Source organism: Microbacterium sp. UBA7513 (assembly GCF_002478345.1).
GTDB lineage: Bacteria > Actinomycetota > Actinomycetes > Actinomycetales > Microbacteriaceae > Microbacterium.
This window is the reverse complement of record NZ_DLNJ01000007.1, coordinates 12,606-32,070: the sequence shown is the minus strand read 5'-3', so window position 1 is coordinate 32,070 and position 19,465 is coordinate 12,606. Positions and strand designations below refer to the sequence as shown.

The window sequence follows — 19,465 nt, the reverse complement described above, 5'->3', positions numbered from 1 at the left end:
GACTGAGGGGGATGTCCGAGATGCAGACCACGCGGCGCGGCCGCCCCGGGTACGACCAGCAGGGGATCCTCGCGGTCGCGGTGGCCGCCTTCAACGAGCACGGCTACGACGCGACCTCGATCGGGATGCTCGCCGAGCGTCTCGGGCTGTCGAAGTCGGCGATCTACCATCACTTCGGGTCGAAGGACGAGATGCTCGACCGTGCCCTCGACAGCGCTCTCGGCGGGCTCGAAGCGGTGGTCGACGCACCCCGCCCGGTCGACGCTGGAGCAGCCGACGCCGTTGCCCGGCTGGAGCACGTGCTCCGCGGGGCCGTGCATGTGCTCGTGGACCAGCTCCCCGCCGTGACGCTGCTGCTGCGCGTGCGCGGGAACACCGACGTCGAGCGCCGCGCCCTCACCCGGCGGCGGGCGTTCGACCGCCGCATCACGGCCCTCGTCGCGGAGGCGCAGGCCGAGGGTGCCCTGCGCTCCGACATCGACGCGGCCGTCGTCGCCCGCCTGACGTTCGGCATGATCAACTCGATCGTCGAGTGGTACCGCCCCGGTGGTCGCGAGGGCGCCGATCGCCTCGCCGACGACGTCGTCGCGATCGCTCTCGACGGCCTCCGCCACCCCTGACTCGCGAGCCCCCGTCTTCGCGCCGAGGCCCCGCCGTCTCCGCGTGGGAAGGGCGGGGCCTCGACGAGAACCCGGGGTCTCGGGACTATGCGGCGGGAGTGAGCTCCTTCGCGACGAGAGTCAGGACGTCGTAGGTCGCGACGAGCTCGTCGTCCTGGTTCTTCAGGACCGCGTCCCAGCGCACCTCGCCGTACTCGTCGGTCTCCCGCGGCGTGATCTGCTTGGCGGTGAGTTCGACGCGGATCTCGTCGCCGGGGGACACCGGGGTCACGAAGCGCAGGTTCTCCAGCCCGGAGTTCGCGAGCACGGGACCGGGAGCCGGATCGACAAAGAGCCCCGCCGCCCACGACACGAGCAGGTAGCCGTGCGCTACGCGTCCGGGGAAGAAGGGGTTTGCCGCCGCGGACGCCTCGTCCATGTGCGCGTAGAACGTGTCGCCCGTGAACGCCGCGAACGTCTCGATGTCGTCGAGGGTGACGGTGCGCGAGGGACTGACGACCTGGTCGCCGATGCGCAGCTCCGCCAGCGACTTGCGAAAGGGGTGCACACCGTCGCCGGTGTCGAACGGACGGGCCGAGGCCCCCTGGTGCCACACCCCGGTGAGCGCGGTCATCATCTCCGGGGAGCCCTGCACCGCGGTGCGCTGCATGTGGTGCAGCACCGCCCGGATGCCGCCGAGCTCCTCTCCGCCGCCGGCGCGACCGGGACCGCCGTGCACGAGGTTCGGGAGCGGGGAGCCGTGGCCGGTCGAGCTGCGGGCGTCGTCGCGGTCGAGGAAGAGCACGCGACCGTTGTACGCCGCGATCCCCGCGGCCAGCGTCGTCGCGACCTCCGGGTCGTGCGTCGCGACACTCGTCACGAGCGAGCCGCCGCCCCGGGCCACGAGTGCCGCCGCCTCGTCCAGCGTGCGGTAGCCGAGGATGCTGGAGACGGGGCCGAACGCCTCGATCTCGTTCACGGCGGGGCTGGTCGCATCGGCGAAGCGCAGGAGCATCGGCGCCACGAACGCGCCGTCCTCCGCCGGGCCCTCGCTGCCGTCCGCACGGCGGACCGTCGGCGTCTCCGGGGAGCCGATCACGAGCTCGCCCCCGCCCTCGCGGAGTCGCGCCACCTGCCGGAGCACCTCGTCGCGCTGGGCCGTGGAGGCGAGCGGTCCCATCGTCACGCCCTCGGCGCGCGGGTCGCCCACGACGATCCGCGCCGCGAGCCGGTCGCGCACCGCGGCGATCACGTCGTCCACCGCGTCCTCGGGCACGATCGCCCGCCGGATCGCGGTGCACTTCTGCCCGGCCTTCGACGTCATCTCCGCGACGAGCTGCTTCACGTAGGCGTCGAACTCCGGCGTGCCGGAGGCCGCATCCGTGCCGAGCACCGAGGCGTTGATCGAGTCGGTCTCGCTGGTGAAGCGGACCCCGCCGGTCTGCACCGCGTCGTGCGCCCGCAGCCGCTCCGCCGTCGACGCTGAGCCGGTGAACGCGACGAGGTCGCCCAGGCGGAGGTGCTCGAAGAGGTCGGGCACGCTGCCGGAGACGAGCTGCAGCGACCCCTCGGGCAGCAGTCCGGACTCGACCATCACGCGCACCATGGCCTCGGTGAGGTAGCCGGTGGGGGTGGCGGGCTTCACGACCGTGGGGACACCGGCGAGGAAGGCCGGCGCGAACTTCTCCAGCGAGCCCCACACGGGGAAGTTGAAGGCGTTGATCTGCACCGCCACCCCGGGCAGCCGGGTGTAGATGTGCCGACCGAGGAAGGAGCCGTCCCGCGACAGGTTCTCCACGGCGCCGTCGACGTAGACCTTCGCGTTCGGCAGCTCGCGGCGGCCCTTGCTGGAGTACGCGAAGAGCACGCCGATGCCGCCGTCGATGTCGACCCAGGAGTCCTGCGCGGTGGCGCCGGTGCGGCTGGAGAGCGCGTACAGCTCCTCCTTGCGGGCGGTCAGCGCGAGCGCGAGCTGCTTGAGCAGGACGGCGCGCTGGTGGAACGTGAGCTCCCCGAGCGCGGCCTGGCCGGTGGTGCGGGCGTAGTCGAGCGCCGCGCCGAGGTCGAGGCCGGCGGTGGAGACGCGGGCCACCGTCTCCCCGGTCGAGGCGTCGCGCACCGCGGTGGCGTCCGCGTCGGAGGCGGGCGTCCACCAGGAGCCCTGCACGTAGCTGGGGAGGATCTCGGTCATGGGGGTTCCCTTCATCAGTCGTCCCATTCGTAGAAGCCGCGTCCGCTCTTGCGTCCGAGGTGCCCCTCCGCCACGAGGCGGCGCAGCAGGGCCGGGGGTTCGAAGCGCGAGCCGAGCTGCGCCGCGAGGTACTCGGCGATGCCGAGCCGTACGTCCAGCCCGACGATGTCGGTGAGCCGGAGCGGCCCCACCGCGTGCTTGTAGCCCAGGGTCATGGCCGCGTCGATGTCGGCGGCGGAGGCGACGCCGTCCTCGAGCATCCGGATCGCCTCGAGGCCGAGGGCGACGCCCAGACGTGACGACGCGAAACCCGGGGCGTCGGCGACGACGATGGGCGTCTTCTCCAGCGCGCGGACCCAGGAGGCCGCGTCCGCGACGAGAGTCTCCGCGGTCGCGCCGCCACGCACCACTTCCACGAGGGTCGAGGCGGGCACCGGGTTGAAGAAGTGCATCCCGAGGAAGCGCTCGGGGCGGTCGAGCACCGCCGCGAGCTCGTCGATCGAGATGGACGAGGTGTTGGACGCGAGGGCCGCATCGTCGGCGAGGTGGCGCTCGACGCGGGTGAGGGCGTCGATCTTGAGCGACAGCTCCTCCGGGACGGCCTCGATGACGAGGGTGCAGTCCGCGAACAGGGCGGCGTCGGTCCCGGTCGCGAACCGGGCGCGATATGCGTCGGCGGTCTCGATCGCCGTGCCGCGGGAGAGCGAGGCGTCGATCGACCCGAGCACGCGGGCGGCGGCGGTCGCGGCGGCGTCGTCGTCCCGCTCGACGACGGTCACGGGGGATCCGGCGAGGAGGAAGGCGTGGGCGATGCCCGCGCCCATGCGTCCGCCGCCGAGCACGCCGACGCGGGCCGGCGCTGCGGCTTCGGGGGAGGAGGGCGTGCTCATCGGTCTCTCCGTTCCAGGAAGGCGGTCATGCGGCGGTGCTTCTCCGGGCTCTCGAACAGCGTGGCCTGCTCCTCGAGGTCGACCGCGGGGTGCTGGTCGCGCGGCGCCCGGAACACCCGCTTGGTCGCGATGGTCGCCGCGGGGTCGTTGCGGGCGATGCGGTCGGCGACCGCATGGGCGGCGTCGAGGAGGTCGGCGACCTCGTGCAGCGAGGAGACGAGACCGATGCGGAGGGCCTCCTCGGCGTGCACCGTGCGGCCGGTCAACAGCAGCTCGATGGCGCGGGCGTCGCCCACGATCTCCTTGAGGCGCCAGCTCGCTCCCGCCGCGGCGAGGATGCCCAGGCCGGTCTCCGGGTTGCCGATCTTCAGCGTCGGCGTCGCGAGGCGGATATCGGCGGCATACGCGAGTTCCGCGCCACCGCCGAGCGCGTAGCCGTCGATCGCGGCGATCACGGGCATCGGCAGCTCCGCGACGCGGACGAACGCGCGGGCGTTGATGCCGCGGCGGGCGTCGTCGGCGCGACGGTCCCGGAGCTCGGCGATGTCGGCGCCCGCCGCGAACACCCCGTCGGCGCCGGTGAGGATGAGCGTGCGCGGCGTCTCCTCCAGCTCGGCGCACAGCGCGTGCAGGGCGTCGATCGTGGCCTGGTCGATCGCGTTGCGCTTGTGCGGACGGTTCAGGGTCGCGACGACGCGGTCCGCGGTGCGGGTGACGAGCAGCGGCTCGTCCGCGCCCCTCACACCTTCTCCAGGATCACGGCCGCGCCCTGGCCGACGCCGACGCACATCGTGGCGAGGCCGTAGCGGGAGTCCTCGCGCTCCATGCGTCCCATCAGCGTCACGAGCAGGCGCGAGCCGGACGAGCCGAGCGGGTGGCCGAGAGCGATGGCGCCGCCGTCGGCGTTCACGCGGTCGTGGTCGAGGCCGAGCCGCCGGATGCAGGCGAGCGACTGCGAGGCGAACGCCTCGTTGAGCTCCACGGCGCCGATGTCGTCGAGGGAGAGCCCCGAACGGCGCAGCGCCTTCTCCGTCGCGGGGACCGGTCCGAGTCCCATGATCTCCGGAGCCAGGGCGGCGGAGGTGCCGACGACGATCCGCGCGCGGGGCGTCAGCCCGTGGCGCTCGACGGCTTCGGCGCTCGCCACGAGCACGGCCGACGCGCCGTCGTTGAGGGCGCTGGAATTGCCGGCCGTGACGACCTCTCCGCCGGCCACGACGGGGCGGAGGCGCGCGAGCACCTCGAGGGTGGTCTCCGGGCGCGGACCCTCGTCGACGAGCACCTCGCCGTCGCGGACGGGGACGCCGACGATCTCCGGGGCGAAGCGGCCGGCGGCGATCGCGGCGGCGGCGCGCTGCTGCGAGCGGACGGCGAAGGCGTCGGCCTCGGCGCGCGTGATGCCGTCGACGCGGGCGACCTCCTCTGCCGTCTCCGGCATCGTGAAGGTGGCCTTGTCCCGCGCGGCGAGGTGCGGGTTCGGGAAGCGCCAGCCGATCGAGGTGTCGAAGGCGGCTCCGGGCTTCGCCCACGCCTTCTCCGGCTTGGCCTGCACCCAGGGGGCGCGGGTCATGGATTCGACGCCGCCGGCGACGAGGAGATCGGCGTCGCCCGCGCGGATCGCCTGCGCGGCCATGGTGACGGCGGACATCCCGGAGGCGCAGAGCCGGTTGACCGTGATGCCCGGCACGGTGTCGGGCAGACCGGCGAGGAGCACCGCCATCCGGGCGACGTTCCGGTTGTCCTCTCCGGCCTGGTTGGCGGCGCCGAGGATGACCTCGTCCAGCTCGGTACGCGCCGGGTCGAGCCCGACGCGGCGCACGGCCTCGCCGACGACGAGCGCCGCGAGGTCGTCGGGACGGACGGCGGAGAGGGAGCCGCCGTAGCGGCCCACCGGGGTACGGACCCCTCCGACGAGGTAGGCCTCTGGCATGCGGATCTCCTGACTTCGTCGTCCTGGTGTGGTCCGGGAGCGGCCGGTCGTGAATTACTGACCGATCGTAAGGTAATTATGGCACAGGCACACGGCCGGCCGCGATCCCGGACCAGGAGTCAGACGCTGAGATCCACGCCCTTCGTCTCCTTCACCAGCGAGACGCCGATGAGAGAGATGATCGACGCGACCGCGATGTAGACGCCGATCGTCCACGCGGCGTGGAACTGGTTCAGCAGTGCCTCCGCGATCATCGGTGCGAACGCCCCGCCGAGGATGGCGCCGAGGGCATAGCCGATCGAGACACCCGAGTAGCGCACGTTCGCGGGGAACATCTCGGCGTACAGCGCCGCCTGCGGGCCGTACGAGAGCCCGAGCGCGAACGTCATGACGAACAGGGCGACGAAGTACCAGACGATGTTCGCGGTATCGATGAGGAACCACATCGGGATGGCCCACACCGCGAGGGCGACGTACCCGATCTGGAACGTACGGATGCGGCCGAGGCGGTCGGACAGCGCGCCGCCCCACAGTGTGAAGATCAGCCAGCCGAACGAGGCGAGCGTCGTCGCCAGCAGCACCGGCGGGCGCTCCATGCCGAGACCCGTCACCGCATACGTCGCGAAGAAGGCGATCAGCAGGTAGCCCGCGGCGTTGTTGGCGATGAAGATGACGGCCGTGAGCACGACCTGCTTCGTGTGCGCCCGGAAGAGCTGCCCGAGCGGCGCCGAGGCCTCCTTGCGGCGGCGACGCAGGTCTTCGAACACGGGGCTCTCGTCGACCGCGCGACGGATCACGTAGCCGACCGCGATGAGCACGATCGAGAGCAGGAACGGGATGCGCCAGCCCCACTCGAGGAAGGCCTCGGGGGACATCGAGCTCGTGAGGGCCCAGAGGGTGAAGGTGGCGAGGATCATGCCGACCGGCACGCCGATCTGCGGGAACGCGCCGAACAGGCCGCGTCGCGCCGTCGGGGCGTGCTCGACGGCCATGAGCGCCGCGCCGCCCCATTCGCCGCCGGCGGAGAAGCCCTGCAGGATGCGCAGGAGGATCAGGAGGATCGGGGCGGCGACGCCGATGGCGGCGTACGTGGGCAGCAGGCCGATGAGGGAGGTGGACAGTCCCATCATCACGAGGGTGAAGACGAGCATCTTCTTCCGGCCGAGCTTGTCGCCGAGGTGTCCGGCGACGATCGCGCCGAGCGGGCGGAACAGGAACGAGATGCCGATGGTCGCGAACGAGAGCACCTGGGCGAGCCCGGGGCTCGACTCCGCGATGGGAGCGAGGAAGAGCGGGGCGAGCACGAGGCCCGCCGCCTGGGCGTAGATGAAGAAGTCGTACCACTCGATCGACGTCCCCACGAGGGTGCCGGCGAGGACGCGCCGCTCCTCGGCGGGCATCCTTCTGGTCGACGAGGCGGCTGCGGTGGCTGAGGTCATGCGAACTCCGTTGTTCTGCGAGGGGGAGCGCCGACGCGGGTACGTCGGCGATTACTTACCGAATGATCGGTCAGTAATCGCCGAGCGTAGCGTATCGGCGCTCCGCCCACGAGGGTTCGCCGGCCGGGTCGAGCTCAGACCCGCCCGAAGGCGCGGAGCGGATGCTCGATGAGCTCCACCACGCGGCGGAGGAATCCGGCCGCATACCCGCCGTCGCAGACGCGGTGGTCGAACACGAGCGAGAGCTGGACGATGCGACGCGGCACGATCGCCCCGTCCACGACCCAGGGCCGCTCGATGATCCGGCCGATGCCGAGGATCGCGACGTCGGGGTGATTGATGATCGCCGCGGAGCCGTCGACGCCGAGCCCGCCGTAGTTGTTGAGCGTGAAGGTCGATCCGCGGAGCCGCTCGGGCGGCAGCGTGCCGGCGCGCGCGGTGGCCGCGAGCTCGCGCAGGGCGGCGTCGAGGTCGGCGACCGTGAGCCGGTGCGCGTGCGGGACGACCGGGACGAGGAGGCCGCGTTCGGTGTCGGCCGCGACGCCGAGGTTCACGCCGTCGAACGAGATCAACTCGGAGCCGTCGTCGCTGAGCCGCGAGGCGAGGACCGGGTAGTCCTCCAGTGCGAGCAGCACGAACCGCGCGAGGAGCGCCGTGATCGACGGGGCCTTCGCGCCCTCGGGAGCCATCCGCCCGCGGAGGTCCCAGAGCTCGGTGGCGTCGACGTCGACCCACACGGTGGCCTCGGGGATCTCGGAGCGGCTGCGGGCGAGCCGGGCGCTCACGGTACGGCGCAGCGGGGACAGGCGCTCGCGGCTGCGGACCGGGAGGCCGTCGATCTCGCCGGTGGGAGCGGTCGCGGAGGTCGGCGTCGGGGTCGCGACGCCGTCCACGGCGTGGTCCACGGCGGCGCGCAGCACGTCGGCGCGGGTGATCGCCCCGTCCGCTCCGGTGGCGGCGATCGCGTACACGTCGAGGCCCAGGTCGCGGGCGAGGCGCCGAACGAGCGGCGACCGCACGGCGACCGGCGCGGGACGCGCGGGCTCGCGGGAGGCGGATGCGGGGGACTCCGGAGCGGTCGAGGCGGGTGCTGCCGGTGCGGGCGCTGTCGAGGCGGGCGCCGGAGCGGGGCGTGGCGCCGCGGGGCGACGGCGCCGCCCCGTCGCGGAGGAGGCCGAGGTGCCGTACCCGATGAGGACGTTGCCCGACCCCGCCCGCTCCTCCTGCCGGTACGCCTCGTGCTCGGGCGGCGCGGCAGGGGCCTTCGGCGCGGATGCGGTCTCCTCGCTGCCGGGGTCGGCGACCTCCAGCACCGGGGCGCCGACATCGATCGTGTCGCCGGGCGTGCCGTGCAGCGCCGTCACGACGCCGGCGAACGGCGAGGGCAGTTCGACGACGCTCTTCGCGGTCTCGACCTCGGCGATGGCCTGATCGGTCGCGATGCTGTCGCCGACGGACACCAGCCACTGCACGAGGCCGGCCTCGGTGAGTCCCTCGCCGAGGTCGGGGAGGCGGAACACGCGGGTCGCGGTCTTCACAGGCGTGCTCATGCGTCGTCCTCCCAGTGCAGCGTGTCGATCGCGTCGAGCACGCGATCGACGTCCGGCAGGTACCAGTGCTCGAACTTGGGCGGTGCGTACGGGGTGTCGAACCCGGTCACCCGTCGCACGGGGGCCTCCAGGTACTCGAAGCAGCGCTCGAACACCCGCGCCTGGATCTCGGAGGCCACGCTGACGAATCCCGGCGCCTCGGCGATCACGACCGCGCGTCCCGTGGAGCGCACCGCCGCGGTGACCGTCTCGTCGTCGAAGGGGGACAGGGAGCGCACGTCGACCACCTGCACGCTGCGCCCTTCGCCCGCGGCGACCTCCGCCGCCTCCAGCGCGAGCGGCACGGAGGCCCCGTACGCGAGGAGGGTCACGTCGGTGCCCTCCCTGGCGATGCGCGCCGAGCCGATCTCCGCCGTCACCGCGGTGTCGACCTCGCCCTTCGACCAGTAGAGCTTCTTGGGCTCGAGGAAGACCACCGGGTCCGGCGAGGCGATGGCCGCCCGGAGCAGCGAGTAGGCGTCCTGCGGGGTGGACGGACTCAGGACGGTGAGGCCGGGGGTGTGCGCGTAGTACGCCTCGGACGAGTCGCAGTGATGCTCCACGCCCCCGATGCCGCCCCCGAACGGGATGCGGATCACGAGCGGCATGCGCATCCCGCCGCGGGTGCGGTTGCCGAGCTTCGCCACGTGGCTGACGATCTGCTCGAAGGCGGGGAGGGCGAAGGCATCGAACTGCATCTCGACCACGGGGCGCATCCCGTTCATCGCCATGCCGACGGCGGTGCCGATGATGCCGGACTCCGCGAGCGGGGTGTCGAAGCAGCGGTCCTCGCCGAAGCGGGCGGTGAGCCCGTCGGTGATGCGGAACACGCCGCCGAGGGCTCCCACATCCTCGCCGAAGACGACCACGTCGGGGTCGGCGGCGAGGGCGTCGGCGAGGGCGCGGTTGAGGGCGGCGGCCATGGTCATGGTCGTGGTGGTGCCGGTGTGCGCCGCGACCGGCGTCTCGTGCTCGGCGATGGTCATCGGGGGCCTCCGGTCGTCATCGTCTCGGCGGGGTGGGAGCGGGCGATCTCGTCCCGGAGGAGCTGCCACTGCTCCTCACGCTGCGGCGAGCGGGTCGCGGTCACGAAGCGGAAGAGGTCTTCCGGGTCGAGGTCCGCGTCGGTGTTCAGGGCGGTGCGCATGGCGGCGGCGATCTCCTCCGCGCCTGCGGCGAAGCGCGACTCTGCCTCGTCGTCCAGCGTCCCCGTCGCCGTGAGGTGCGCGCGCAGGCGGAGCAGCGGATCGCGGGCGAGCCAGGCCTGCACCTCCTCGCGTTCGCGGTAGCGGGTGTCGTCGTCGGCGTTGGTGTGCGCCTGCATGCGGTAGGTGTGCGCCTCGACGAGGGAGGGGCCGCCCCCGGCGCGGGCGCGGTCGACGGCCTCCGTGAGCACCGCGAGGACCGCGGCCACGTCGTTGCCGTCGACGCGCTGCCCCGGCATGCCGTAGCCGACCGCCTTGTGGGCGAGGGAGGGCGCGGCGGTCTGCCGGGAGAGGGGGACCGAGATCGCGAACTCGTTGTTCTGCACGAAGAACACGACCGGGACGTGGAAGACGGCGGCGAAGTTCATCGCCTCGTGGAAGTCGCCCTCGCTCGTCGCGCCGTCGCCGCAGAGCGCGAGCACCACGGTGTCCTCGCCGCGGTGCTTCGCCGCCTGCGCGAAGCCGACCGCGTGCAGCAGCTGGGTCGCGAGCGGGGTGGCCTGCGGGGCGACGCGGTGCGCCCGTACGTCGTAGCCGGAGTGCCAGTCGCCCTTGAGGAGCACCATCGCCTCGGCAGGCTCGACGCCCCGGGCGATCACGGCGACCGAGTCGCGGTAGGTGGGGAAGAGCCAGTCGGTGTCGCCGAGCACCATCGCCGCGGCCACCTGGCAGGCCTCCTGGCCGTGCGAGGAGGGGTAGACCGCGAGGCGTCCCTGGCGCACGAGCGCGCCGGCCTGATCGTTGATGCGACGGCCTTCGACGAGACCCCGGTAGGCCGCCAGCAGGACGTCGGCGGCGGGGAGCGCGTAGGCCTCGTCGGGGAGGGCGGTCCCGTCCTCGGCGATCAGTCGTACCGCGATGTCTCGCGGGAGCATGTCGTGGGGGTGCATCCGTCCGCCTTCCTTGCCGAACTCGATGAGGACAGCATGCCGCGCGTACGACAGTCATCCAAGATCCGTCGCGGGATCGTGGACGATTGCTCGCGACGTGCCACAATGGCTTCCGAAATGTCAGGATTTCCCGGGCGGGAGAGGGGTGCCATGGCGGCGCTGGACGAGACGGATCGCGCGATCCTCGCGGAGCTGCGGCGGGATGCGCGGGCGTCCATGACCGCGATCGCCGAAGCGGTGCACATCTCCCGCGCGGGGGCGCATGCCCGCATCAAGCGCCTCACCGACGCCGGGGTGATCACGGGGTACACCGTGCGCACCGACCCCGTGCTGCTGGGGCATCACGCGAGCGCGTACGTGACCCTCGCCATCGAACAGGCCACGTGGCAGGAGGTGAGCGCGCGGCTCCGGGCGATCGCGGAGATAGAGCACATGGCGCTCGTCGGCGGCGACTTCGACGTGCTGCTGCTCGTGCGTGCCAACGACGCGCGCGACCTGCGCCGCATCGTGCTGGAGGACATCCAGGCGATCCCGTCGATCCGCTCGACGCGGACGATCCTGATCTTCGAGGACTTCGACCGGGCGTGATGTCCTCTCCGGCGATGGGGGCCGTCGGGGGCGGATGCTGGGTGATGTGGAGGGTTGATCACGGGTCGATTCGTCTGCAGGAGGACTCCTCCGTGCGTACTGGAATATCCCTCTGAACAGGGGTAATCAGGTCGCGCAATGTCGGTGGCACTCGGTTGAATCGTCGTATGGAAAGCACCCCGGCAGCGGTTCTCGACGACACGGTCGTCGCTCTCGACGCCGTGCTGCAGTCGGGCACCGTGGGCGCTCTCGATGCCGGGGCGATGATGGACCTGCTGCGGGTCGCGGGTGAAATCCAGCGACGCGTGGAGGCCGTGATCGTGGAGGCGGTCGCGAGCGTCGATCCGCGTCCGGCGGGGTCCGGGGAACCGGCGTTCTGCGGACGGTTCGGCTGTCGCTCGATGAACGAATTGCTGCAGCGTGTCCTTCGTGCGGACGCCGCATCCGCCGCACGCCTGGTGAAGGGCGCGCGGTTGGTGCGGCGCGAGGTCGATCTCTCCTCCGGGGAGTGGCTGCCGGCGCGGTGGCCGGCGCTGCGCGAGGCCCTCCTCGACGGGGCGATCGGCGTGACCGGGTTGTTGGCCGCGACCGGGCCGATCGAGCAGGCCGGCCCTCGCGTGCGCCTCGCCGACCGCTGGGAGGCGGACGCGTATCTGGCCGAGGTCGCTCGTGGCGAGGAGAGCGACGACGACGAGAACAGTGACGCCGAGAACGAGACCGATCCGGCACCGACAGCCGAGGATCTGCGGGTGCGGGCGCAGCTGATCGTGCAGTACCTCGACCCCGACGGCGCGGAGCCTGCGGAAGACGTCGCGCTGCGGGCTCGGGGTGTGGTGCTGGGGCGCGCCAAGGACGGCGTGATCCCGGTCCGGGGCGCACTGCTGCCCGAGGTCGCGGGGCAGCTGCAGCGGATCTGGGACGCGTATCTGAACCCGAAGGTCGACGGGCCGCCGCTTCCCGGCGTGCGCTTCGTGCCGTCCGCGGAACTCGAGGATTCCGATGCCGAGCGGCGGGACACCGCGGTGTCCTTGGACGACGATGTGCTCCCGGCCGGCGACCCCGGCGGGATGGTCGACGGGCGCACGCGGGCACAGAAGCAGCACGACGCGCTCGCGGCGGCCCTGGGGATCGCGGCACGGCACGACGACATGCCACGGCTGGGCGGTGCCGCCCCGACACTCGTGGTCACGGTCGGCGCCGAGGACTATGCCACCGGGCGCGGCTGGGCGCGGGTCGAGGGCGTCGAGACGCCGGTGTCGACACGGGTGGCCGCGCACACGGCGTGTGGAGGGACCGTCCAGCGGGTCGTGCTCGGGACCGGCGGAAGGATCGTCGGGCTCGGGTCGAGCGACCGGATCTTCACCCCCGCGCAGCGCCGGGCGATCGGCGTACGGGACGGCGAGTGCCTGATCCCCGGATGTCACGTCCCGGCAGCCTGGTGCGAGATCCACCACGTCACGGAGCACGCGCACGGGGGTCCGACGCACACCGACAACGGGGTCGCGCTGTGCTGGCATCACCACCGCACCCTGGCCACCTCGGGGTGGCAGATCCGCATGCGCGAGGGAGTACCGCAGGTGCGAGGGCCGGCCTGGTGGGATCCGAGGCGACGATGGCGCACGCCGCGCCCGGCGCTTCCCGACCCCACGCACCGGACGGGGTCCCGATTCGCTCACGCGGGACCGGCTCGGGAGCGCATCCTTCGCGCGGGGACATCTCCGGCGCGCTCCGCGACAAGTGCGGCGGCAAGGGCCGACCGAGAATGAGAAGAAGACCGGCGTCCGCGCCGTGACCCGCTCGAAGGAGAGACACCGATGTCCGATTCCGCCGTTCCCGTAGCCGTCGACTCCGGATCCGCCGATTCCGCGGCGTCCGCCGCTGCGGCGCTGCTCGACCGCATCCAGGCCCCGCAGGGCGAGGGGCGCGAGATCCCCGATGCCGCGACGCGGGAGGTCATCGGACGCGCGCCCGTGGCCACGGTCTCCGACCTCGACGACGCGATCGCCCGCGCGAAGGCCGCGCAGCCCGCGTGGGAAGCGCTCGGACACGAGAAGCGGAGCGCACTCCTCCTGGCCGCGGCCGACGCGATCGACGCGAACGCCGAAGGGCTCGCCTACCTCCTGTCGCGGGAGCAGGGCAAGCCGCTGAACGGCCCTAACGCGCGGTTCGAGCTCGGCGCCTGCTCGGCCTGGCTGCGCACCAACGCGACGACCGTCCTGGAGCCGCAGGTGCTCGTCGACGACGAGACGCTGCACGCCGAGCTCGTCTACAAGGCGGCCGGCGTGGTCGGGGCCATCGGGCCGTGGAACTGGCCGCTCATGATCACGATCTGGCAGATCGGCCCGTCGCTGCGCATGGGCAACACGGTCGTCGCGAAGCCCAGCGAGTACACCCCGCTGAGCGTGCTCGCGCTGCTCGCCGTGATGAACGACGTGCTGCCCGCCGATGTGCTCATCGGGGTCTCCGGAGACCGTGAGGTGGGCGCCCGCCTCGCCTCGCACCCCGACATCGCCAAGATCATGTTCACCGGCTCGACCGCGACCGGTCGCCGCATCATCGAGAGCTCCGCGGGCAACCTCGCCCGCCTCACGCTCGAACTGGGCGGCAACGACGCGGGCATCGTGCTCCCCGGCACCGATCCCTCGGCCATCGCGGAAGACCTCTTCTGGGGTGCGTTCATCAACACCGGACAGACCTGCGCCGCCATGAAGCGCCTCTACGTGCACGACTCCGTGTACGACGAGGTCGTGGACGCGCTCGCCGCCATCGCCGCGCAGGTGCCGATGGGCAACGGGCTCGACGAGGCCAACGTGCTCGGGCCGCTGCAGAACCGCCCGCAGTTCGACATCGTCAGTCGCCTCGTCGACGATGCGCGCAGCCGCGGCGCCCGGATCGTCACCGGTGGCGAGCCGGCCTCCGAGCTCGGCGAGCTGTTCTACCGGCCCACCATCGTCGCCGACATCGACAACGACGCGGCGCTCGTGCAGGAGGAGCAGTTCGGTCCCGCGCTCCCCGTCATCCGGTACAGCGACGTCGACGAGGCCTTCGCGCTCGCGAACGCCCTCGACGTGGGCCTCGGCGCCTCGGTGTGGGCGAGCGACCCGGAGGAGGCCCGCGCCGTCGCCGCGCGCATGCAGTCCGGCACGGTGTGGATCAACTCGCACGGCGGGCTGCACCCGATGGTGCCGTTCGGCGGCGTGAAGAGCTCGGGCTACGGGTTGGAGTTCGGCGTCGAGGGGCTCAAGTCCGTCGCCGTCACCCAGGTCGTCTCCGGACCGGGCCGGAAGGCCTGAGCGTGGCCGCGGCGAACAGCGGCGCGGTGCGCTCCGCGATCGTCGTCGGGGCCGGTACGTCGGGCGCCATCGTCGCGCGGCGTCTCACCGACGCCGGTGTCGCGGTGACGCTCGTCGAGGCGGGCGGCTACGACACGAACCCGGCCATCCATGATCCCTCCCGGGCGGGCGAGCTGTGGCACTCCGCCGAGGACTGGGACTTCTTCACCGTGCCGCAGCCGCACGCGGCCGGTCGTCGGCTGCATCTCCCTCGCGGCAAGGTCACCGGTGGGTCGCACGCGCTGAACGCCATGATCTGGGTGCGCGGCGCGGCCTCCGACTACGACGCGTGGGAGGCGGCGGGCGCGACCGGATGGGGCTGGGCCGAGGTCGAGCCGATCTACGACGCGATCGAGAACGACCTGCTGCCGGTGACCGACGACTACGCGCTCGCGCCCATCCAGGCCTCGATCATCGACGCCGCCGTGGAGGAAGGGCTGCCGCGCAACCCGAACTACAACGGGGGCACGCTCGACGGCGTCTCGCAGGAGCAGGTCACGATCACGGACGGTCGTCGCGTCAACACCTGGACCGCCTACGCGCAGCCCGTCGCCGACCGGATGACGATCCTCACCGGTCGCGCCGTCCACTCCGTGATCGTGCGCGACGGGCGCGCGGTCGGCATCCGGCTGGGGGAGGGCGACGACGCCGAGGAGGTGCTCGCGGACGAGGTCATCCTCTCGGCGGGCGCACTCGGCACGCCTGTCATCCTGTTGCGCTCGGGCATCGGTCCCGCCGCTGAGCTGAGTGCCCTCGGCATCCCCGTCGTGCACGACGCCCCCGCCGTGGGCAAGAACCTGCACGACCACCTCCTGTCGCCGGTGATCTTCACGACCGAGAAGAAGCCCGTCGGCCCGCCGCAGCCCGGAGTGTCCGTCACGCAGAGCCACCTGTTCTGGCGGAGCCGCGACGGCCTCGCGCAGCCGGACACGCAGCCCATCCACTTCTCCGTGCCGATGTGGGGCGACCTGGAGCCGAAGGGCACCGACGGGTTCACGCTCATGGCGGGTCTGGTGACGCCGTACAGCCGCGGCGAGCTGCGCCTCACCGGTCCCGGCCTCGATGACCTGCCGCACATCGACCTGGCGGCGCTGGAGGATCAACGCGACGCTGACGCCCTCGCGGCCTCGGTGCGCCAGTGCCGCCGCATCGGCACGCAGCCCGCGCTCGCCGAGGAGTGGGGAGCGGTCGAGGTCTACCCCGGGCCGGACGTGGCGGACGACGACGTGGAGGAGTGGGTGCGGCGCACGGCCATCACCTACCACCACCAGGTCGGCACCTGCCGCATGGGCTCCGACCCGGAGTCCGTGGTCGACCCGCAGCTCCGCGTGCGCGGGGTCGAGGGGCTCCGGGTGATCGACGCCTCGGTCATGCCGACCGTGCCCACCGGCAACACCAACGCGCCCGCGGCCATGATCGGCGAACGCGGCGCGCGGTTCGTCCTCGCGGACTGAGGGAGGGCGGCGAGGGGACGCGGGGCGGTCACGGCATCTGTCGCGATCGCCCCGCGCTCCTGCGCGTCAGCGGGTGAGCAGTGTCACGGTCACAAGCACGAGGGCGACGAGACCGAAGCCGGTCGCGAACACCGTCAGCGCGAGCGGGAGTCCGCCGCCCGGCAGTGGCCCGCGCGCTCGGGCGGTGAGCACCGCGGTCGTCCGGCGCTGCCGACGGCGCGCGGCGATCCAGAGCAGCGCCGCCGTGCCGACGCCCAGCACACCCGGCACGAGGCCCCACCCCTCGGCGCCGCCGGGCAGCACGAGGGGGAACACCCGCAGCGACAGCAGCGAGCCGACCGCGATCGCGAGGGCCGTGCGCCGCCAGGCGAGCTCCGTGCGCTCCGGCTGCAGCCCGGGGTCGTACAGATCGGGCGCCGGGGTGTCGGGCGCCGGAGCATCGGGGGCGGTCATCGGCAGGCCTCGTTCAGCGCCACAGCACCCCGGCGAGGACGAGCAGCCCCGTCGTCGCCACGACCACGGCGAGCACCACCGCGGACAGCGCGCCGGGCAGCGGTCGTCCCTGCCGCAAGGCGCGTTCGGCGCGCATCCACTCGAACCAGGCGAGCGGCGCCACGGCCGTGCCGGCGACCATCAGCAGCAGCGAGGCGGCCAGCCGGAAGCCGGGGTGCAGGTCGAGGCCGAGGACCTCGAGCGCGACGCCACCCGCGATCAGGGCCAGGCCGGTCCGGGTCCACGCCAGGAACGTGCGCTCGTTGGCGAGGGAGAACCGGGGATCGGGCTCGTCCCCGACCCGGTAGACGGAGGCGGGGAAGCGGCGCATGCGCCCATCGTACGGCGCAGCGCGCTCAGCGCTCGTGCACCGTGCGCCCGGCGAACCACGTCGAGACGACCTCGGTGTGCACGATCTCCTCCGCCGGTCCGCCGATCGCGTCCCGTTCCAGGATCACGAAGTCGGCGGACTTGCCGGGGGTCAGGGAACCGGTCTCCGCGCCGAGCCCCATCGCCGTCGCGGCGTTGAACGTGAAGACCTCCAGCGCCTCCTCGGCGGAGATCGCCTGCTCCGGCCACAGCGTGCCCGCGGCCCGACCGAGCGGATCGGCGCGTGTCACCAGCCCCTGCAGGCCTTCGAGCGTGTTCGGCGACTCGCTCACCGGCCAGTCCGAGCCGCCGGCCACGAGGGCTCCGGCGTCGAGGAGGGCGCGGTTGGGCTGCGAGTGCTCGGCCCGCTCTCCCAGCACGTCCGCCAGCGCCTGAGGGATGACGCCCGGGTACCAGATGAACGGGGAGATGTCGGCGGAGACGTCGAGGGCCGCCAGGCGGGGGATGTCGCTCTCCGCGAGGAACTGCCCGTGCGCGATCTGCACCGGCGTCGTGAAGCCCTCCGCGCGCACGCGCGCGGTCGCGTCGAGCACGAGGCGTGCCGACCCGTCGCCAGTGCAGTGCACCTTGGCCCCGAGACTGCGGGCCGCGACGGCCCGCAGCCAGCCGGTGAGCTCGTCGAGGGTCATGGTCGTCTCGCCGTGGAAGTGCGCGCCGTGCACCGGGTCGGCCGGATACGGGTCGAGGAAGGAGGCGGTGCGGGCGGGCGGCACGCCGTCGAGGAAGATCTTCACGAAGTCCGGGCGATGGTGCGGCGTGCGGAAATCCTCACCCCGGTCGAGGAGGGGAGAGCCGATGGGGTCGAATCCGAAGATCTCGTCGTTGATGAGGAGCGAGGAGACCACCCAGGCGTGCAGCTCGTCGGCGCGGTCGAGCCCGGCGAGTGCGGCGAGGATGTCGACAGAGACCCCCGCGTCCTGGAACGCCGTGATCCCGAAGGAGTTCAGCAGCTCGATGCCGTGCCGGGATGCGGCGGCATGCTGGTCCGCGGTGAGTCCGCCGCTGCGGTCGTACGCCTCCTGCACCGGGATGCCGGCGGCCTCCAGGAGCACGCCGGTGGGGGTGCCGTCGTCCGGGTCGAGCACCGTCACCCCGGAGGCCGGGATGCTGGCCGCCGTGATGCCGGCGAGCTCCAGGGCCCGGGTGCTGGCCCAGCGGTTGTGGCGGGAGTCTTCCATGAGCGCCACCGGCCGTCCGCCCGCCGCCTCGTCCAGCCGCCGCCGGGTGGCGGTGTCCGCGAGGGTCGGCAGCAGGGTCGTGGCCACGGCGCCGCCGACGATCCAGGCGTCCTCGGGCAGAGTCTGCGCCTTCTCCCGCACCCGGTCGAGGATATCGTCGAGCGTGAGGGACGGGGCGAGTGACAGTTCGAAGAGCTCGGTCCGCCCGGCGAGCGCGTGGTGGTTGTGCACGTCCACGAAGCCGGGGTAGACGGCGGCGTCGCCGACCTCGACGACCCGCGTGCGGCGGCCCCGGAACGCCTCCACGTCGGCGCGGTCGCCGACGGCGAGGATCCGTCCGTCGCGCACGGCGAAGGCCTCGGCGCGCGGGCGAGCCCGGTCGGACGTGCGGATCACGGAGCCGGTGACGAGGAGGTCGGCGACGTCGGTCATGTCAGGCGTCTCCGAAGGTCGCGGGCTCGAGCGCGGGCGTGTGGTGCGTGGTCGACAGCAGGCGGCCGTGCGCGCCGAACGTGAAGTGCGTCGGCACCTCGCCCGTCTCGTCCAGACCGAACAGCACGCCGTGGGAGCGGATCGCGTTCACGTCGCGGTGGTCGGCGATCGTGACCGAGGCGCACGGGATCACCTTCTCGCGCCACGCGAAGACGTAGATCCCGGGGCGCACCTCCCACACGCTGTTCTCGTCGGTGTCGGCGAGCCCGCGCTCCGGACCGGCCAGGCACTGCCACGAGTACCAGCGCGGGGAGAGGTACACGTGTTCGTAGGCGTGCTCCTCGCTGTAGACCCATTCCACGCGGCGCCCGATGAGCGTGGTCGTGGGGGCGGCCTCGGTGCCGGTGACGTCGGCGCCCTCGATGGTGCCGGGGGCGAAGTGGTGCTGCACCCGGGTGCGGCCCTGCTCAAGCGCGGGAAGGATCTCGGAGATCACCGCGAGGGAGCGTCCGTGCCGCAGGTCGAGCACGAGCGAGACGGCCTCGTTCGGGAGGTAGCGGTGGTGGAACTGCACGAAATAGAGCTCGTCGTCCACCTCGAACGCCTCGTAGTCGTCGGTGTCGGACGCGGCCTCCGTGGGGTCCTCGGCGCCGGGCTGGTACTCCCAGGCGACGGTCGAGTCGTCGAAGCGGTGGACGATGCGGGTGCCGCGGGCGTCGACGACGGCGAGCTCGCGACCGCTGAGGGCGGTGCTGTGCGGGGCCTTGTTGGCGTCGAAGCCGGGGGCGAGGCCTTCCAGCGGCAGCCAGGTGGAGGTGTCGGCGGGGTTGAGGGTCGTCATGGGGATTCCTTCTTTCGGAGAACGG

General features: G+C 72.6%; 17 protein-coding genes. 5 read left to right on the top strand and 12 right to left on the bottom strand.

What is annotated here, in order from left to right:
* Positions 1-11 precede the first annotated feature (11 nt).
* Positions 12-620 carry a TetR/AcrR family transcriptional regulator gene (locus tag B2W79_RS02975; RefSeq protein ID WP_292786917.1) on the top strand — a complete coding sequence of 203 codons (609 nt, stop codon included), beginning with the start codon at positions 12-14 and terminating at the stop codon, positions 618-620.
* Positions 621-705: 85 nt separating this feature from the next.
* Here B2W79_RS02975 and paaZ read toward each other — a convergent pair whose 3' ends face one another.
* The 8 genes from paaZ to B2W79_RS02935 all read right to left on the bottom strand — a co-directional run bounded on the left by paaZ (position 706) and on the right by B2W79_RS02935 (position 10,733).
* A complete protein-coding gene (gene paaZ / locus B2W79_RS02970; protein ID WP_292786914.1) occupies positions 706-2,790 on the bottom strand; it encodes a phenylacetic acid degradation bifunctional protein PaaZ in 2,085 nt (694 codons plus the stop codon).
* A 14-nt stretch (positions 2,791-2,804) separates the two neighbouring features.
* The gene (locus B2W79_RS02965; RefSeq protein WP_292786911.1) at positions 2,805-3,680 is read right to left on the bottom strand and encodes a 3-hydroxyacyl-CoA dehydrogenase family protein; all 876 of its coding nucleotides are present in this window, start codon (positions 3,678-3,680) and stop codon (positions 2,805-2,807) included.
* Positions 3,677-4,423 (bottom strand): enoyl-CoA hydratase/isomerase family protein, encoded by a 747-nt coding sequence (locus tag B2W79_RS02960; RefSeq protein WP_292786909.1) that lies wholly within the window; start codon positions 4,421-4,423, stop codon positions 3,677-3,679. Before B2W79_RS02960 ends, B2W79_RS02965 begins: the two co-directional genes overlap by 4 nt.
* The gene (locus B2W79_RS02955) at positions 4,420-5,610 is read right to left on the bottom strand and encodes a thiolase family protein (protein WP_292786907.1); all 1,191 of its coding nucleotides are present in this window, start codon (positions 5,608-5,610) and stop codon (positions 4,420-4,422) included. Before B2W79_RS02955 ends, B2W79_RS02960 begins: the two co-directional genes overlap by 4 nt.
* Positions 5,611-5,729: 119 nt before the next feature.
* The gene (locus B2W79_RS02950; protein WP_292786904.1) at positions 5,730-7,049 is read right to left on the bottom strand and encodes an MFS transporter; all 1,320 of its coding nucleotides are present in this window, start codon (positions 7,047-7,049) and stop codon (positions 5,730-5,732) included.
* Between the two features lie 134 nt (positions 7,050-7,183).
* A complete protein-coding gene (locus B2W79_RS02945; RefSeq protein WP_071327395.1) occupies positions 7,184-8,599 on the bottom strand; it encodes a dihydrolipoamide acetyltransferase family protein in 1,416 nt (471 codons plus the stop codon).
* Positions 8,596-9,624, bottom strand: coding sequence for an alpha-ketoacid dehydrogenase subunit beta (locus B2W79_RS02940; RefSeq protein ID WP_071327394.1), 1,029 nt, complete (start codon positions 9,622-9,624; stop codon positions 8,596-8,598). The genes B2W79_RS02945 and B2W79_RS02940 overlap by 4 nt, the downstream gene beginning before the upstream one ends.
* Entirely contained in the window at positions 9,621-10,733 is a 1,113-nt protein-coding gene (locus B2W79_RS02935) for a thiamine pyrophosphate-dependent enzyme (protein ID WP_292786898.1), read from the bottom strand. Before B2W79_RS02935 ends, B2W79_RS02940 begins: the two co-directional genes overlap by 4 nt.
* A gap of 150 nt (positions 10,734-10,883) precedes the next feature.
* Here B2W79_RS02935 and B2W79_RS02930 point away from each other — a divergent pair, with 150 nt between their 5' ends.
* The 4 genes from B2W79_RS02930 (at position 10,884) to B2W79_RS02915 (ending at position 16,107) form a co-directional block, all read left to right on the top strand.
* Positions 10,884-11,321, top strand: a complete 438-nt coding sequence (locus tag B2W79_RS02930; protein ID WP_292786895.1) for an Lrp/AsnC family transcriptional regulator — start codon at positions 10,884-10,886, stop codon at positions 11,319-11,321.
* Between the two features lie 167 nt (positions 11,322-11,488).
* Complete coding sequence (locus B2W79_RS02925; protein WP_292786892.1) at positions 11,489-13,087, top strand: HNH endonuclease signature motif containing protein; 1,599 nt, start codon at positions 11,489-11,491, stop codon at positions 13,085-13,087.
* 48 nt (positions 13,088-13,135) lie between these two features.
* Positions 13,136-14,614, top strand: coding sequence for an aldehyde dehydrogenase family protein (locus B2W79_RS02920; protein ID WP_292786889.1), 1,479 nt, complete (start codon positions 13,136-13,138; stop codon positions 14,612-14,614).
* Positions 14,615-14,616: 2 nt separating this feature from the next.
* Positions 14,617-16,107 carry a GMC family oxidoreductase gene (locus tag B2W79_RS02915; protein WP_292786886.1) on the top strand — a complete coding sequence of 497 codons (1,491 nt, stop codon included), beginning with the start codon at positions 14,617-14,619 and terminating at the stop codon, positions 16,105-16,107.
* A 66-nt stretch (positions 16,108-16,173) separates the two neighbouring features.
* Here the strand turns inward: B2W79_RS02915 and B2W79_RS02910 are convergent, their stop codons facing one another.
* Genes B2W79_RS02910 through B2W79_RS02895 form a run of 4 tightly spaced genes read right to left on the bottom strand, consistent with a single transcriptional unit; the run spans position 16,174 to position 19,440 of the window.
* Positions 16,174-16,560 carry a DUF202 domain-containing protein gene (locus B2W79_RS02910; protein WP_292786883.1) on the bottom strand — a complete coding sequence of 129 codons (387 nt, stop codon included), beginning with the start codon at positions 16,558-16,560 and terminating at the stop codon, positions 16,174-16,176.
* Between the two features lie 13 nt (positions 16,561-16,573).
* Positions 16,574-16,930 (bottom strand): YidH family protein, encoded by a 357-nt coding sequence (locus B2W79_RS02905; RefSeq protein ID WP_292786880.1) that lies wholly within the window; start codon positions 16,928-16,930, stop codon positions 16,574-16,576.
* Positions 16,931-16,955: 25 nt separating this feature from the next.
* The gene (locus B2W79_RS02900; protein WP_292786877.1) at positions 16,956-18,599 is read right to left on the bottom strand and encodes an amidohydrolase; all 1,644 of its coding nucleotides are present in this window, start codon (positions 18,597-18,599) and stop codon (positions 16,956-16,958) included.
* 1 nt (position 18,600) lies between these two features.
* The gene (locus B2W79_RS02895; RefSeq protein WP_292786874.1) at positions 18,601-19,440 is read right to left on the bottom strand and encodes a molybdenum cofactor biosynthesis F family protein; all 840 of its coding nucleotides are present in this window, start codon (positions 19,438-19,440) and stop codon (positions 18,601-18,603) included.
* Between the last annotated feature and the right edge of the window lie 25 nt (positions 19,441-19,465).